This window comes from Streptomyces prunicolor NBRC 13075 (assembly GCF_000367365.1).
Classification (GTDB): Bacteria; Actinomycetota; Actinomycetes; order Streptomycetales; family Streptomycetaceae; genus Streptomyces; species Streptomyces prunicolor.
Genome location: NZ_BARF01000031.1, coordinates 127,660 through 141,935 on the forward strand (window position 1 = coordinate 127,660; position 14,276 = coordinate 141,935).

The following is a 14,276-nucleotide window of genomic DNA, read 5'->3' on the forward strand; positions in this document are numbered from 1 at the left end:
AGCTTCCAGCGGAGCGTCTAGCGCTGGGAGTTGAGCTCGTCCACGGCTGCCCCCGCGTCTCCGATCGTCGTGTAGTCGGCGGCGACGAAGTTCACCGGCCGACCGCGTTCCCGCTCGCAGCGGTGGACGCGGTCGAGCACGTACTGGCGGGCGTTGACCTTGCCCGCGTCCAGGCGGCTGCCGCCGTCGATGGTGATGAAGTGGTTGAGCAGGAACAGGCGTTTGTCGCTGCCACCACGATGCGGTACGCAGCTCATCGCGTCCGGGGTGCGGAACGCGAACGGGGTCTCCATCCCGTAGTCGTAGAAGTTCCGGTACCAGGGCGCCGGGCCGTCGGCCCGCTCGGCGAAGACGACGAGTCGACGCCCGCTGTCGACCATGTCCCCCAGGGTCGGCCACGGCTTCGCGGGATCGGGGTCGGGGGTGTGGACCAGGTCGGTCAACCCGGCCTGCGCGAAGGCCTGTTCGGTGTCCTCGCCGCTGATCGCGTCCTGCACGATCAGGGTGACGACCTCGGTCGGATGGGCACGCATCCAGTCACCGATCTCGCGCAGCGCGGGCACCAGCGCGATCGCCCCCGCCCGGCACACGGAGTGGCACAACCACAGCCCCGCACGCGGCGGGTTGAACCTGTCCACGGCCGCGGCGATGAACTTCCGCTGTTCCGGGGTGAAGTCGGACTCGGCGAGCCGCTGGGTGATCTCGTCCGGCCGTTCCCACCGGTAGGTGTCGATCTGAAGGGCACGTACCCCGTCGTCCAACTGGGCCGAGATACCCGGGTCCTGGAGCGGGCCGATGAACCGGTCGACAGACGTCGACATCGCGTTGTGCGAGGTGAGGTAGGCGACCTCGTCGTAGGACCGGTCGCACAGTTCCGCACCGCCCTCGCAGGTGCGGGACGCGGCGGGTGCGACGGCGTACGGCACCAGCAGGATGCCGGTGACGGCGGCGCCGCCCGTGGCCAGGGCCAGCCACCGGAGGCGCGGGAGCGCGGGGACGCGCGGTCGAGCTTGGAGGGCCCAGCCCACGCCGGTCAGGAGGGCGCCGGCCAGCACGGGCACCAGGGCCGTCGTCAGGGCGGTGGCCGTGAGCCGGTCCAGGGCCGTGCGCTGCACATCGTCGACCAGCCGGGCCAGGCTCGGCGGCCAGGAACCCGGCGGATCGATCACTCGTCCGCCGCTGACCAGCCGGAACAGGAGGGCGACGAGCGCGGCCAGTACCCCACCGGCCGCGAGCGACCAGCCCAGGGGGAGAAGCCGGCGACCTGGAGGCGTCGAGCCTCCGCCGACCCACAGCACCACCAGCGCGACCACGAGAAGCGCCGAGGCGAGGGCCTCCGCGAGCCCGAGCCCGACGGCGGTGTAGGCGCGGGCACGGTGGAGGGGTGTCAGGTCGTTGCCGGACGCGGCGAGGGTGTCCGTGAGATTCCAGGTGCCGCCGCCGACGGTCGCCCGCAGCTGAGCGGCGGCCGTACGGGTCCGGTCCGACGCGAGTGCGGGGGCGACGGTCGCGAGCGCGGTCGCGACGTCCCCGTCCCGCAGCGCCGTCTCGACCGCCGGACGCAGGGCGTCCCGTTCCGCCACGGGCAGCCCGCCGGGTGCATGCCCCGCGACGACGGCACCCAGGGCGGCGGACAGGTCGGCCGAGAAGCGCTCGAAGTCGGGCTCGGGCCGGTCCTGGACGGAGGCGACGAGATCGCCGAAGTAGATCTGGGCCAGGTCGTCGAGGTGGGCCAGCACCGGCCGCAGATCGACCGTGAGGTCCAACGAGTCGCGCTTGCCGCCCAGGTAACCCACCACGGCGTCGATCTGCTGCTGGGTGAGATCCCGGACCGTCTCCGGCGGCAGCACCAGCTTGAGGTTGGAGGTGACCTGCGCCTCCGGCACGGGCAGCCGGGCCAGCAGCCCCCGGGTGACCGGTGCTGCCTTCGGATCGACCAGCACCTGGTTGTACAGCCGGTCGTAGGCCTTCTGCTCGTCCAGTACGGACCGGTAGAAACCCGGTGAGACCACGGTCGAGCGGGCCGTGGCCGCGAGGGTGAGCACCGCCGCGGCGAGGACAACCAGCACCAGGGCCGCGACATGCGGCAGCCTGCGGGACGGGACGCCGAGCGGGTCCATGACTCACCATCGTCGTCCCACCCCACCCGCCCCGCAAACGGACACGCGAGGCCCGCGTAGGGACCCGGACTCCGCAACGGGGACGGTACGAACGAGGAGCGTCTGGCGGATCACCTCGGGAAAGCGAGCGTGGCTTCGTGCAACGAGGCCAGCAGGTCCAACGGCCGTCGGTCCGGGAACTCCGCCCGGGTCAGGTTCATCGTGTACGAGAATCCGACCCGCTCGCCGGGCCAGGCACCGTGCCGTGAGCCTCCCGCGCCGGCATGGCCGAAGGCGTCGGGTGGCGGGCCGAACAGGCCCAGCTCCGTACGGAGTTCGAAACCGGCGCCGTACGCCATCGGGGTGCCCCACAACGGCGAGACACCCCGCCGCAGCTCCCGCCGCCCGAGCCGTACGGTCGCCTCGTCGAGCACCCGGACACCGTCCAACTCGCCGCCCCGGGCGAGGCAGGTGTAGAAGCGGGCCATCGAACGGGCCGTCACATGTGCGCCCACGGCGGGGAGTTGGGCGCGGCGGAAGGTGGCAGAGTTCCACAAGGCGGGTGCGTCGGGAGTCAGCAGGGGATTGCGGGTCAGGACCTGCAAGGCGTCCCTCTCCTCGTCCTCGTCCTTCGGCCGCAGCACACCCGGCCCCGCGATCGTCGTCGCGACCCGGTGGTGCTCCGTGTCCGGCAGCCCCAGCCAGATGTCCAGGCCGAGCGGGCCCGCGAACTCGTCGGCGAACAGGGCGCCCACGGTCCGTCCGTCCACCCGGCGTACCAGTTCCCCGGTCAGCCAGCCCCACGTCAGCGCGTGGTACACGAACGCGGCCCGCGGATCGGTCGTCGGGGCCTGTGCCGCGAGGAGTGCCGCCATGTGCTCCGGGTTCAGCAACTCCTCTGTGTCGACGGGCTGTTGCACGCCCGGCAGCCGCGCCTGATGGGACAGGATCTCGGCGACCGTGATCCGCTCCTTGCCGGCCGCGGCGAACTCCGGCCAGTAGCGGGCGGCCGGGGCATCCAGTTCCAGCAGGCCACGCTCGACCAGCAGCAACACGCACGCGCTCGTCAGGCCCTTGGCTCCGGAGAAGACGAGTTGGAGCGTGTCCGCCTGCCACGGTCGCCCTGTTCCGGGGTCGGTCACCCCGGCCCACAGGTCCACGACGGGTTCGCCGTCCCGGTACGCGGCGAAGGCGGCGCCAACTTCCCCGTACCGCGCGAAGTTTGCGGCGAAGACCTCCGCGACCTTCTCGAAGCCGGGCGCCGTGCGGCCCTGGACGTCCATCACGCCCCCTGCGCCGACAACAGGGCGAGAGCCGCCTGCTTGGCGTCCTCGGCGGCCCGGCCGTGCGGGTCGTGGTGGTCGGCCACGACGGTGGCGCCCTCCAACAGGATCAGCAACTGCCGTCCCAGGAGGGCCGGTTCGCGGGCGCCGGCGCGTTCGGCGATGCCGGTGAGCAGTTCGCCGTAGCGGGCCAGATGACGGTCCGCCAGTGTGCGGGCGGGCGGCGCGTGCCGCTGCGTCGCCGCGTTGACGATCGCGCAGCCCCGGAAACCGGGCTGTCGGTACCAGTCGCCCAACACATCGAAGAGTGCGGTGAGTTGGGCGTGCGGGTCGGGGCCCGCCGCCTCCACCGCCTCCGTCAGCCAGTGCACCACCCGGTCGCTTCTGGCCTCCAGGACCGCCTCGACCAGGCCGTCCTTCGAGCCGAAGTGGCGGTACAGCGTCTCCTTGGAGGCGCCGACCGCCCGGCACAGCTCGGCCACGCCGACGCCGTCCAGCCCCCGTTCGTAGAGGATCCCGGTCGCGGAGGCGAGGAGGGTGGCGCGGGTGCGGTCGGGGTCCAGGGCCGTTCCTTTGGGTACAGGCATGGAGGAGATGGTACCGATCGGTTCGATGTGAGTCCATGGTGGTGCGGGCAGGTCAGTAAGCTGATCACCATGGAAGATCACATAGCGACCCGCTCCGACCTCCGCGGCGACTGCGCGCGCTGCTTCGGGCTGTGCTGTGTGGCGTTGCCCTTCGCCGTCTCGGCCGACTTCGCGAGCGACAAGGCCGCCGGGACACCGTGCCCGAACCTCCAGGGCGATCACCGCTGCGGAATCCACGCGAAGCTCCGGCCGAAGGGCTTCGCCGGCTGCACCGTCTACGACTGTTTCGGCGCCGGGCAGCAGGTCTCGCAGGTCACCTTCGCCGGACAGGACTGGCGTACGGCTCCCCGGGAGCAGGCGCGCCGGATGTTCGAGGTCTTCCCCGTCGTACGGCAGCTCCACGAACTGCTCCGCCACCTGACCGAGGCGCTCACCCTGCCCGCCGCCGGGCCGATTCACCCCGACCTGCGCCGCGCCCTCGCCCGCACCGAGGACCTCACGCACGGCACGCCCGCGGAGCTCGGCGCGCTCGACGTGGGCGCGCACCGGCAGGAGGTCGACGACCTGCTGCTGCGGGCCAGCGAGTTGGTGCGGGCCGGAGTGCGCGGCAAGAAGAAGGAGCGACGCGGTGCCGACCTCATGGGTGCCCGGCTGAAGGGCGCCGATCTGAGCCGGGCCAACCTGCGCGGCGCCTGCCTCATCGCCGCCGATCTCACCGGCGCCGACCTGCGCGGTGCGGATCTGATCGGTGCCGACCTGCGGGACGCCGATCTCACGGACGCGGACCTCACCGGCGCGTTCTTCCTCACCCAGCCGCAGGTCAACGCGGCCCGGGGGAGCGCCGGGGCCAGGTTGCCGGAGTCAGTCGTCCGTCCTGTGCACTGGACAGCGGGGCTCTGACCTCACCTCGTCGGGGACCGTGACCGGTGCGGGGGTCGCTGTTGCCGTGCGGCGGTCGAGGTGCAGGCGCAGGCCCTCCGGCATCAGCGTCAGGCGTTCGGTCACGCGCAGCCGGTACGCCGGGTCGGGGCGCAACTCGTAGCGTCGCAGTAGCAGACCCAGGACCAACGTCGCCTCGTGCAGGGCGAATTGGCGGCCGATGCAGGCCCGCGCCCCGGTCCCGAACGGCTTGAAGGTGTGCGGGGCGCGGGAACGTACGGCCTTGGCCTCGAAGCGGTCCGGGTCGAACTCCTCGGCGTCCGCGCCCCACACCTCGGGGTCGCGGTGCAGCATCGGCGTCAGGATCAGCGCCCAGGCGCCCCGCCGCATCGGGTGGACCCCGGTCAGCTCGGTGTCCCGGGTGGCCTCGCGGGCGTACGCCGGGGCCGTCGGCCACAGCCGTAGCGACTCGTCGAGCACCCGGCGGACGTAGCGCAGCTTGGCGACCTGGTCGTAGCCGGGGGTCTCGGTGTCGCCCCAGACCTGGTCCACCTCGGCGCGGGCGCGGGCCGCGATCTCCGGGTGACGGGCGAGGTAGTGCAGGGCGAAGGAGAGGGAGCCCGAGGTCGTCTCGTGGCCGGCGACCAGGAAGGTGATGACCTGGCGGCGGACGTTCTCGGGGGAGAGGCGCTCGCCGGTCTCCGCGTGGGTGGTGTCGAGCATCCGGTCGAGCAGGTCGCCGTCGCCGCTCCCGCTCGCCTCGCGGCGGGTCCGCACCATCTCGTCGACCGTGCGGTTGAGATAGGCGATGTCCGCTTCGTTGCGGCGAGTTGCGGTGCGCAGCAGGAGCGGGGCCAGCGGCGACGGTACGGAGTTGAGGCGCTGTGCGTAGCTGAGCGTGCCCACCATCGCCGTCACGAAGGGGTGCGGGCGGTCGCGTTCGAAGGAGCCGAAGTCATGGCCGAAGCCGGTGCGCGAGATCGTCTCCAGGGTCAGCTTGGTCATGTCGCCGGGGACGTCCACCGACCGTCCGGCCGCCAGCTCGCGGTCCCAGCGGTCCGTGAGGCGCCCGGCCACGGACAGCATCATCGGGTGGTAGCCCGCCATCGCCTCGCGGCTGAAGCCGGGGGCCAGGACGTCGTGCGCCAACTGCCAGTTGGGCTCGTGGTTGTACGCCGTGAACAGTCCGTCCCCGGCGACCGGCCGCAGGTTCGCCACCCCCAGACCGACATGCTTGGCGAACCGTGACTCGTCCGCCATGTCGGCGACCAGATCGGTGCCCCACACGAACACGAACTCCTTGCCGAAGGCCCGCCGACGGAAGATCGGGCCCAGTTGGCGGGCGTAGCGGAGCGTGTCCTGGAGGGGAGTGCGGCGGTCGGCGCCCAGGACGTCACCGAGCAGCGGGACCCGGCGCGGGGGATGCGGGATGCGGTCGAGGTGGGGCCAGCCCTGCTCGGCGCCCCGGAATCCCTTCGGCAGCGCGGTCGGCGTCACCGTCGTCGTCTCCGCCATGACGCGATCTCCCTTGAGTCTGCGGCAGGTTGAGCCTGTTGTACGTGGGTTCAATAACGGGTTTCAGTGTGATCCCGCTGTTGAACCGACGTCAAGTAAAGTGCGGGAATGGCCGCGAACCAGGGTGAGCGCACGCGCCGCCGGCTCAGCACCGAGGAGCGCCGGGAGCAACTCCTCACGGTGGGCGCGCGGTTGTTCTCGGAGGATCCCTACGACGACGTGTGGATCGAGCAGGTCGCCGAGATCGCCGGAGTCTCCCGCGGGCTGCTCTACCACTACTTCCCGACCAAACGGGACTTCTTCGCGGCCGTCGTCGAGCGCGAGAGCGAGCGGATGCTGCAGCTGACGGCGGCCGTACCGGGTGTACCGGCCCGCGAGCAACTCGCCGTCGCCCTCGACACCTATCTGGAATACGTGCACACCCACGCGCACGGCTACCGCGCCTTCCACCGTGCCGACGCGGCGGGCGATCAGACCGTACGGCGGGTCTATCAGCGGGCGTTGGCGGCACAGGAGCGGCAGATCCTGGCCGCGCTCGCGGCGGATCCCGAGTTCGGGCCGGCCGTGGGGGAGCGGCCCGACACGAAGCTCGCGGTGCGCGGCTGGCTGGCCTTCACCACCGCCGTCTGTCTGGAGTGGCTGCGGGGGCCGGAGTTGAGCCGGGAACAGGTGCGCGATCTGTGCGCGCGGGCGCTGTTGGGCGTCTTGGCGCCCTGAACGACTCCCGTAGCGCTCGCCCCGAACGACTTCTGTAGAGATTGCGTGGCGTGGTTGGCGTGCGCCCCGATCTTCGATAGGTTAGGCAAGGCTTACCTAAGGAGGTTCAGGGATGGGTGACAGCCAGACGTGGACGGCCGTGCCTGCCGCGGCCGAGCGAGCCCGCTCGGTGCTCGCCGCCGCATGGTCCTGCGCGGTGACCGCGGAGGGCGGTCGCGAGGAGTTCGTCGGTGCGCACAGCGTGGACGACGACGGTCGGGTGCTCCTTCAAGTGCCCGAGGACAGCGCCCTGTTGGCGGCCGCGATCTGCGCGCCCCGCGGAGAGCCGTCCGCCGTCCTGGAGTTCGCGGACGTCGCACCCGTCCCCGTGCGCAACCGTATCCGGGCCCGGCTGTGGATGGCCGGCTGGTTCGTCCCCGAGGACGACCAACTCGCCTTCCGGGCAACGCGCGTGGTGCTGCGCCCGGCGACCGGCGCGGTCGTCATCGACCTCGACGAGTTCGCCGCCGCCGAACCCGACCCGCTGGCCCTGGCCGAGGCCCAACTGCTGACCCACCTCGCCGACTGCCACTCCGACGCGATCGAGCGGCTCACCCGGCTCGTCGAACCCGACAGCCTGCACGGCGCGGTCCGCGTCCAGCCCCTCGCCGTCGACCGGCACGGACTGACGCTGCGCATCGAGCGCGCCCGCGCCCACGGCGACGTACGACTGCCGTTTCACGCGCCCGCCGATTCGGTCACCCACCTCACCGAGCGCATGCATGTGCTGCTCACCCAGGCCAGCGCCGCGTCCTGCCCGCGCCCCCTACAGCGGCAGCGCACAGACGGCGACCGGTGACGCGAACGGCTCGCCCGCGAGCGTGAGTTGACCTGTGTTGTCGTCCACGTGGAACACGCTGACCGTGCTCGACTTCTGGTTCGCGGTGAACAGCAGCGTCCCGTCCGGCGAGAGCGCGATCTGCCGCGGGAAGTCACCGCTCACCGGCACCGTGCCGAGCAGCCTGAGCCGGGCGCCGTCCGCCTCGACGGCGTACCGGGCAAGGGAGTTGTCACCGCGGTTGGCGAGATAGGCGTACGCACCGTTCGACGTCACCAGGATCTGCGCCGGGTAGTTGGTGGTACTGCCCGTGCTGCCGCTGGACTGCGGGGCGCCGATCGAGAGGGCGCCCGTGGCCGGGTCGTAGGCGCAGACCGCGATCGTGTCGTCGACCTCGTTGGCCAGGTAGGCGTACCGGCCGCCGGGGTGGAACGTGAGGCTGCGCGGGCCCGCACCCGCGCGGGTGTGCGCCTGGGAGACCTCGGTGAGCGTGCCCTTCGTGGTGTCCAGGCGGTAGGTGTAGACCGTGTCGCTGCCCAGGTCGACGGCGAGGACATGGCCGCCGTCGGGACTGGTCACGAACTGGTGCGCGTGCGGGCCGTCCTGGCCGGGGCCCGGCTGCGGACTGGAGTGCTTGGCCAGCGCGGTGCGTGCGCCGAGCGCGCCCGAGGCGTCGATGGGGTGCACGGCCACGCTGCCCAACGTGTAGTTCGCGCTGAGCAGCCAGCGTCCGGTGGGGTGCACGGACAGATGGCAGGGGCCCGCGCCGCCGGTGCTCCGCGAACCGAGGATCTTGCGGTCCGCCAGGCGTACGGCGGTCACCGCGCCCGCCGTCTGCTCGTCGACCGCGTACAGCGTGCGGCCGTCGGGGTGCACGGCGAGGTACGACGGGTCGGCGACCCCGGTGAGGGTGCCCGCGCCGGTGATCTGCCCGGTCGACGCGTCGTAGGTGGCCAGGCCGATGCCCGTGCCGCCGCCGTCGACCGAGGTGTAGGTGCCGAGGTAGAGGGGGCGGGGGCCGGTGGCCTTTCCCTTGCCGTGTGCGCTGGGGGCCGGTGCCTTCGCGGGCGCCGAGTCCGCCGTAGGAGTGGATTCGGGGTCGGCCGGTGCTGAAGCCGGTGCCGGGACCGCGATCACCGCCGCGGTTCCTCCCAGGGCGCCGATGAAACGGCGCCTGCTCCAGCCCTCGCGTGACGCCTCCGCACCACTCGTCATGCCCACACCCTCAGGTCGTCGCTCGCCACGGTCGTCACGGCAACCTTGGCGTGCGGGGCCCGTTGAGCGCAAGACCGGCAACGTGCGTTGCGGAGGGTGCAATGGGTGGCGGGCGAGTGACGTACCGGTCGGCTGTCCGGTGAGCGGTCTACCAGTCGCCGTCCTCCACCGGCTTGCCCTTCGCGTCCTTGAGGGGTTGCACCTGGTCGGCGGTGGGCTCCTGCCAGGGTTCGTGGTCGTCGCCGAGCCAGTCGCCGACCGGCTGCACCGCGCCCAGGGTGTCGGTGGGGGCGAGATCCTCGGCGTCCTGGTCGTAGTAGTCGAACCAGGGGAGCCCCGCCCGGGTGTACGCGGCGCGGTCCACCGGCGACGGCGGCGGGGCCTCGCCGGTGATGCGGCGCCACTCCGGGGGTGTCACCAGGTGCACGAAGACCCGCCCGGCGGGCTCCTCGGCCCATGACTTCAGCGGGCGGTCGTCCTCGTAGACCTCCTGGTGCATCGAACCGCCGACGCCGAGCCCCATGGCGGTGGCGGCCCGGGGGCTCGGTGCCGGGGGAGCGCCGGGCGCGGACATCATCGGCATGGCGGGCATGCCGTAGCCGCCGGTCGGCAGGGCCGTCGTACGCGCGCGTGACTGCTGCGACCGGCGTCGCTCCGCCTCGCGCCACGTGGCCAACTCCCGTTCGCCGAGCGGGAAGGACTGCAGTTGTACGCCGCCCCACACCTCCTCGCCCGTGACCTGCCCCTCGACCGTGGCACCGAGGCCGAGCGGGACCGCCACGAACTGACGGACCGTCCCCCTGCCGGAGTTGATGCCGTCGAGCCACGGCTGGCGGGGCAGCACCACGTAGTTCTGCGGGCTCCGGGACAGCCGGTCGCTCCACGGCTTCCCCGAGACCGCGCACACCTTGCCCACCCCGATCTGAAGGGCGGCCGGTTCCCGCGTGCCCCCGAACCTCAGCCACATCGCCTCGCGCAGATACACCGGCAGCATCACCCCGCCCCGCGCCCGCCACGCCTCCGGCACCGTGTCCGGGAAGTCCGCGACCCGCCGGACCGGGAAGTCGCCGAGCCCCGGCGGCAACGGATGCGTACCCGTCTCGGGCAGGCGCAGGGTGCGGACGAACCGCACCGCCACCCCACCGGGCAGCCGCAAGGTGTTCCCGTCGATCCGTACGGTGCTGTCGGTCATGCGCCCGCCCCTTGTTCGGTCGCCGAGGGTCCCGGTGACTTCGTCACCTAGAACGATCGGTGCCCCCGCCCCGGTTCCTGCGCAGCCGTTCCGGCACGCCCACCCGCTCCCGCAGCCAGGCCAGCCACGGCAGGCGTTTGCGCTGTTCGCTGGTACACCGGTCCAGTTCCTCCAGCAGTCGGCGCGAGCGGTGCTCGGTGTCCAGCTCGTCCAGCATGCGGTTGACCTCGGTCAGCATGGCACCCAGCAGCTGCCACTGGGCGGCGTCGCGCTGCACCTCCTCCAGGAGTAGCTGGGCCAGCTTGTCGCGGGTCGCGGCGGCCGTGTGCAGTTCGGCGGTGAGCCGGGACTCCGCGGACTCGGCGCTTACCGTCACGTCGGTGGTCACCAGCACCGCGAAACTGACCACGGCGTCCCCGATCTCGGACAGCAGTTGTTCTACGGCCGCGCCGGTGGGCGGCGCGAACAACGGCTCGGGGTCGCGCTGTTTCGCCAGGTCGGTGAAGGTGCGCGCGAGAACGCGGAGCACGACCGTGCAGATCTCCAGCGTGTCCAGGCCGGTCCGCAGCACGATCCGGTGCAGCAGCCCCTCGCGCACGCGTGGATTGAGCCGCAGGCTGTCCTCGGCCTGCCGGAGGGCCGCGTCCACTTCGATGATGTCGTGGTCGAGCCGCCGTGCCTCGTGCAGCCGCGCGGTGGCGTGGTCGACGGGTGTGCGGCCCGCCGCCTCCTCGCCCATGCGCCGCATCAGCCGCCGCAGCCGACGGGCCAGGCCCTCGATCGACTCGCCGGCCTCGTCCACCCATACCGGGGGAGCGAGCAGCAGATTGCAGCCGAGTCCGACGACCGCGCCGATCAGTGTCTCCACCACCCGCGCCCAGGCGGTGTTCCCGACCGTGGTGACCCCGAGGACCAGCATCGCGCTGATGGCCACCTCGGGCACGTACTCATCAACTTTGACCAGCCGCCCGACGACGAGCGCGGCCACGATCAGCAGGGCCAGGCTCCACCAGGTCAGGCCGACCAGCAGGCTGAAGGCGATGGCGACGAGGACGCCGGCGACCACGGCGTTCACCCGGCGGATTCCGTTGGTGAGGGTGGCGTAGAGGGTGACCTGGACGACGAGGAGCGCGGTCAGGGGGGCGGTCAGCGGCGCGGGCTCGGGGCTCAGCCGCAGGGCGACGACGTACGCGACCGTCGCCGCGGTCGCCGACCGCAGCGTCTGGACGACCACCGGGTCCCGGTGCCGTCCCACGAACCGCACCAGTGGCGCGGCCCACTCACGGACATCTCGCATCCCTGGCCTATTCCCCCCTCACGGGTGCGCCGAACGTTGTCGTTGAGGACCGTAGCTGTCCGCAAGGCCTCCTAGATTGGCATCACCGTACGGAGCGAAGGGGAACATTCATGACGAACATCCAGGGCATCGAGGTACTGACCCGCTCGCACGACTATCTGCGTGAGGTGGTCGCCGCCGTGCCCGAGACGGCCTGGGCGGCGCCGACGCCGTGCACCGAGTGGACGGTACGGCAGGTCCTCAACCACGCGCGCATCGACCAGCAGGCCTACGGCCTCGTCCTCACCGGCGACCGGCCCGGCTCCGACCCCTTCCACCCCGCGGACACCCTGGACGGGGACCCGGTCGCCGAGCTCGACAAGGTGCTCCGCGCGGTGGCGGACGGCTACGCCCACCTGCCCGCCGACGCCGACCAGGTGCCGACACCGCTGGGCCCGCTGCCCCTCCCGATCGCCGCGGCCACGGCCGCCATGGACGCGGCCGTGCACGCCTGGGACATCGCGGCGGCCACCGGCCAGAACCGGCCGCTGGGAGTGGACCTGGCCGAGGGGATCTGGCCGGCCGCGGACCGGCTCGTCGATCAACTCCGGGACTCCTACCGGGTGTTCGCGCCCGCGCTGGAGGTGACGGACGAGTACGACCGGGCCGAGGCACTCCTCGCCTTCCTCGGCCGCGACCCGCACTGGACACCCGCCGACTCCTGAGGGAAACCCCACCCCGATACGGAGGACCACCGCATGGCCCCCGCCCCCGGGGCGCGCGACCCTCGCACCATGAAACGGCATCGGACCGGACTGATCCTGACCCTGCTCATCAGCCTCGGCACCGTCGCGGCCGGCACCCCGGCCGCGACGGCGGCACCAACTCTCGCGCCCTCGGCCGTGGTTGCGGCCCTAGGCCGCTCCGCCCACCCCCTGCGAACCGTCGAACCGGGCGGCCCCACCGACGACTTACTCCCCCTCGACCGCATGATCGGCGGCGCCCAGGTCGTCGGCCTCGGCGAGGCCACCCACAGCTCCCACGACTTCCTCGCCCTCAAGGACCGCGTCTTCCGCCACCTCGTCGAGAAGAAGGGCTTCCGCACCTTCGCCCTGGAGGGCGCCTGGAGCACCGGGCTGCGCCTCAACGACTATGTCCTGTACGGCAAAGGGGACCCGCGGCGCATCTTCCGCGAGGAGTTCCAGCGCGACTACCTGTGGTGGAACAACACCGACTATCTGAAGCTCGTCGAGTGGATGCGCGCGTACAACGTCCGGCATCCCGGCGACCCCGTGCGCTTCATGGGCGAAGACATCGGCTGGGCCGGACCGGAGCTGTACGACTCGGTCACGGCCTATGTGGCCGACCACTACCCCGAGTTGAGCTCCCGGCTCGCCGAGCTGTACCGAGGGCTGTGGCCCACCGTGCCGACCGGGACGTACATCGAGCAGTACCTGGACAAGCCGTACGCCGAACGGCAGGAGATGGCCGAACGCACCGGCCGCGCACTGGAGTTGCTCAAGGAGCAGTCGCCGGGGAAGGATCGCGAGGCGTATGACCGGGCCGTGCAGAACGCGGCCGTCGTCGACCAGGTGGCCCGGCAGTACGACTTCGACTTCGCCGACCCCGCGCAGGTTCCCGCGGCGATGCGCTACCGGGACGAGACGATGGCGGCCAACGTCGTCTGGTGGCAACGGCACACCGGCACCAAGGTGTTGCTGTCCGCGCACGATGCCCACATCGGCTATGTGCCGTCCGACCCGGCCAACTACCCCAAGATGCAAGGGGCGTTCCTGCGCGACAGCCTCGGCTCCCGGTATCGCAGCGTGGGCCTGACCTTCGACCGGGGCTCGTTCAACGCCACCGGTCCCGACGACGCGATCCACCGCTGGACGCTGGGACCGGCAGGCCCGGGCAGCAATGAACAGATCCTGGACCAGGTGCGGTTCGCCGACTACCTGGTCGATCTCCGCTCGGTCGGATCACCGGCCCGCGCATGGCTGGCGGAAGGGCGACCGACCCGCAGCATCGGCACCGACTACCCGGAGGACCTGCGGACCATCGCACTGGCCCGCAGCTACGACGTGCTGTTCCACCTTCACTCGGTCACGGCGGCCCGGCTGCGCGACCGATAGCCCGCGATCTTCGCGAGGTTGCCGCAGCGGTCCATCGAGCACCAACGGCGGCGGCGGGCCTGGGAGTCGTCGAGGAACAGCAGCGAACACTCCGGGTTCTCGCACTCCTTGACCCGCTCCAGCAGCGGACTGCCCACCAGCAGCACGCCGTCCCGGGCCACCGTCGCCAGCGCCGCGCGCGCCGGATGCGCCGACTTCCAGCGCTGTTCGCCCAGTTGGGGCGCGAGATCCGGCCGCGCCGCGGCCTCGTTGACCCGCTCGACATCGGCCGCCGCCGGTTCCCGGCCGGCCATCGCGTCCCGTACGACACGGTAGAGCGCCTCGCGCAGGGTGCGCGCGTCCGTCAGCTCCCGGGCCGTGACCCGCACCGGCTCGGTGCCCACCGCCAGCTCCGCCTCCGTGATCCAGCCGGCCAGGGCCGCCGGATCGGGGAGCCGCTCGACGGCAGTGCCGTGGCGTTTGCCGAGGGTCGCCACGAAGTTCAGGCACGGGCGTCCGCCGATGAACGGGAAGACGGGCGGGATGGTCATGGCAGCGAGCTTACCTCGCGTACACCGGTTC

At 71.9% G+C, this 14,276-nt stretch carries 13 protein-coding genes; 5 read left to right on the plus strand and 8 right to left on the minus strand.

Annotated features, from left to right (window positions below; all coding sequences use genetic code 11):
* Positions 1–17: 17 nt before the first annotated feature.
* The 3 genes from SPR02S_RS14565 to SPR02S_RS14575 all read right to left on the minus strand — a co-directional run bounded on the left by SPR02S_RS14565 (position 18) and on the right by SPR02S_RS14575 (position 3,969).
* The gene (locus SPR02S_RS14565; protein WP_019057708.1) at positions 18–2,120 is read right to left on the minus strand and encodes a phosphoinositide-specific phospholipase C-related protein; all 2,103 of its coding nucleotides are present in this window, start codon (positions 2,118–2,120) and stop codon (positions 18–20) included.
* Positions 2,121–2,230: 110 nt separating this feature from the next.
* Positions 2,231–3,382, minus strand: a complete 1,152-nt coding sequence (locus SPR02S_RS14570) for a serine hydrolase domain-containing protein (protein WP_019057709.1) — start codon at positions 3,380–3,382, stop codon at positions 2,231–2,233.
* Positions 3,382–3,969: a TetR/AcrR family transcriptional regulator gene (locus tag SPR02S_RS14575; RefSeq protein WP_019057710.1), complete on the minus strand. Its 588-nt coding sequence runs from the start codon at positions 3,967–3,969 to the stop codon at positions 3,382–3,384. Before SPR02S_RS14575 ends, SPR02S_RS14570 begins: the two co-directional genes overlap by 1 nt.
* A 69-nt stretch (positions 3,970–4,038) precedes the next feature.
* Between SPR02S_RS14575 and SPR02S_RS14580 the strand changes: the two genes are divergently transcribed.
* Positions 4,039–4,869: a pentapeptide repeat-containing protein gene (locus SPR02S_RS14580; RefSeq protein WP_019057711.1), complete on the plus strand. Its 831-nt coding sequence runs from the start codon at positions 4,039–4,041 to the stop codon at positions 4,867–4,869.
* On the opposite strand, the gene SPR02S_RS14585 is transcribed toward SPR02S_RS14580, so the two are convergent.
* On the minus strand, positions 4,831–6,363 hold the full coding sequence (locus SPR02S_RS14585) for a cytochrome P450 (protein WP_019057712.1): 1,533 nt from the start codon (positions 6,361–6,363) through the stop codon (positions 4,831–4,833). The two genes, SPR02S_RS14580 and SPR02S_RS14585, sit on opposite strands and share 39 nt — an antisense overlap.
* 108 nt (positions 6,364–6,471) lie before the next feature.
* On the opposite strand from SPR02S_RS14585, the gene SPR02S_RS14590 reads away from it, so the two are divergent.
* Entirely contained in the window at positions 6,472–7,080 is a 609-nt protein-coding gene (locus SPR02S_RS14590) for a TetR/AcrR family transcriptional regulator (RefSeq protein ID WP_019057713.1), read from the plus strand.
* Positions 7,081–7,192: 112 nt separating this feature from the next.
* Complete coding sequence (locus SPR02S_RS14595; RefSeq protein ID WP_019057714.1) at positions 7,193–7,918, plus strand: DUF2470 domain-containing protein; 726 nt, start codon at positions 7,193–7,195, stop codon at positions 7,916–7,918.
* Here SPR02S_RS14595 and SPR02S_RS14600 read toward each other — a convergent pair.
* The 3 genes from SPR02S_RS14600 to SPR02S_RS14610 form a co-directional block, all read right to left on the minus strand.
* A complete protein-coding gene (locus SPR02S_RS14600; protein ID WP_019057715.1) occupies positions 7,886–9,112 on the minus strand; it encodes a lactonase family protein in 1,227 nt (408 codons plus the stop codon). The two genes, SPR02S_RS14595 and SPR02S_RS14600, sit on opposite strands and share 33 nt — an antisense overlap.
* Before the next feature lie 148 nt (positions 9,113–9,260).
* Positions 9,261–10,304, minus strand: coding sequence for a hypothetical protein (locus SPR02S_RS14605; protein ID WP_019057716.1), 1,044 nt, complete (start codon positions 10,302–10,304; stop codon positions 9,261–9,263).
* A gap of 43 nt (positions 10,305–10,347) precedes the next feature.
* Positions 10,348–11,601, minus strand: coding sequence for an FUSC family protein (locus tag SPR02S_RS14610; RefSeq protein WP_019057717.1), 1,254 nt, complete (start codon positions 11,599–11,601; stop codon positions 10,348–10,350).
* Positions 11,602–11,711: 110 nt separating this feature from the next.
* Here SPR02S_RS14610 and SPR02S_RS14615 point away from each other — a divergent pair, with 110 nt between their 5' ends.
* Both SPR02S_RS14615 and SPR02S_RS14620 read left to right on the plus strand, forming a co-directional pair.
* Positions 11,712–12,305: a TIGR03086 family metal-binding protein gene (locus tag SPR02S_RS14615; protein ID WP_019057718.1), complete on the plus strand. Its 594-nt coding sequence runs from the start codon at positions 11,712–11,714 to the stop codon at positions 12,303–12,305.
* 69 nt (positions 12,306–12,374) lie between these two features.
* Positions 12,375–13,715: an erythromycin esterase family protein gene (locus SPR02S_RS14620; RefSeq protein ID WP_043258287.1), complete on the plus strand. Its 1,341-nt coding sequence runs from the start codon at positions 12,375–12,377 to the stop codon at positions 13,713–13,715.
* Here the strand turns inward: SPR02S_RS14620 and SPR02S_RS14625 are convergent.
* The gene (locus SPR02S_RS14625; RefSeq protein ID WP_019057720.1) at positions 13,679–14,245 is read right to left on the minus strand and encodes a CGNR zinc finger domain-containing protein; all 567 of its coding nucleotides are present in this window, start codon (positions 14,243–14,245) and stop codon (positions 13,679–13,681) included. The genes SPR02S_RS14620 and SPR02S_RS14625 overlap by 37 nt on opposite strands.
* Positions 14,246–14,276: the final 31 nt, after the last annotated feature.

What these genes read in the sequence shown, in the direction of transcription:
- SPR02S_RS14565 (WP_019057708.1), bottom strand. Translation starts at nt 2,120, where the DNA reads ATGGACCCGCTCGGCGTCCCGTCCCGCAGGCTGCCGCATGTCGCGGCC.
- SPR02S_RS14570 (WP_019057709.1), bottom strand. Translation starts at nt 3,382, where the DNA reads ATGGACGTCCAGGGCCGCACGGCGCCCGGCTTCGAGAAGGTCGCGGAG.
- SPR02S_RS14575 (WP_019057710.1), bottom strand. Translation starts at nt 3,969, where the DNA reads ATGCCTGTACCCAAAGGAACGGCCCTGGACCCCGACCGCACCCGCGCC.
- SPR02S_RS14580 (WP_019057711.1), top strand. Translation starts at nt 4,039, where the DNA reads ATGGAAGATCACATAGCGACCCGCTCCGACCTCCGCGGCGACTGCGCG.
- SPR02S_RS14585 (WP_019057712.1), bottom strand. Translation starts at nt 6,363, where the DNA reads ATGGCGGAGACGACGACGGTGACGCCGACCGCGCTGCCGAAGGGATTC.
- SPR02S_RS14590 (WP_019057713.1), top strand. Translation starts at nt 6,472, where the DNA reads ATGGCCGCGAACCAGGGTGAGCGCACGCGCCGCCGGCTCAGCACCGAG.
- SPR02S_RS14595 (WP_019057714.1), top strand. Translation starts at nt 7,193, where the DNA reads ATGGGTGACAGCCAGACGTGGACGGCCGTGCCTGCCGCGGCCGAGCGA.
- SPR02S_RS14600 (WP_019057715.1), bottom strand. Translation starts at nt 9,112, where the DNA reads ATGACGAGTGGTGCGGAGGCGTCACGCGAGGGCTGGAGCAGGCGCCGT.
- SPR02S_RS14605 (WP_019057716.1), bottom strand. Translation starts at nt 10,304, where the DNA reads ATGACCGACAGCACCGTACGGATCGACGGGAACACCTTGCGGCTGCCC.
- SPR02S_RS14610 (WP_019057717.1), bottom strand. Translation starts at nt 11,601, where the DNA reads ATGCGAGATGTCCGTGAGTGGGCCGCGCCACTGGTGCGGTTCGTGGGA.
- SPR02S_RS14615 (WP_019057718.1), top strand. Translation starts at nt 11,712, where the DNA reads ATGACGAACATCCAGGGCATCGAGGTACTGACCCGCTCGCACGACTAT.
- SPR02S_RS14620 (WP_043258287.1), top strand. Translation starts at nt 12,375, where the DNA reads ATGAAACGGCATCGGACCGGACTGATCCTGACCCTGCTCATCAGCCTC.
- SPR02S_RS14625 (WP_019057720.1), bottom strand. Translation starts at nt 14,245, where the DNA reads ATGACCATCCCGCCCGTCTTCCCGTTCATCGGCGGACGCCCGTGCCTG.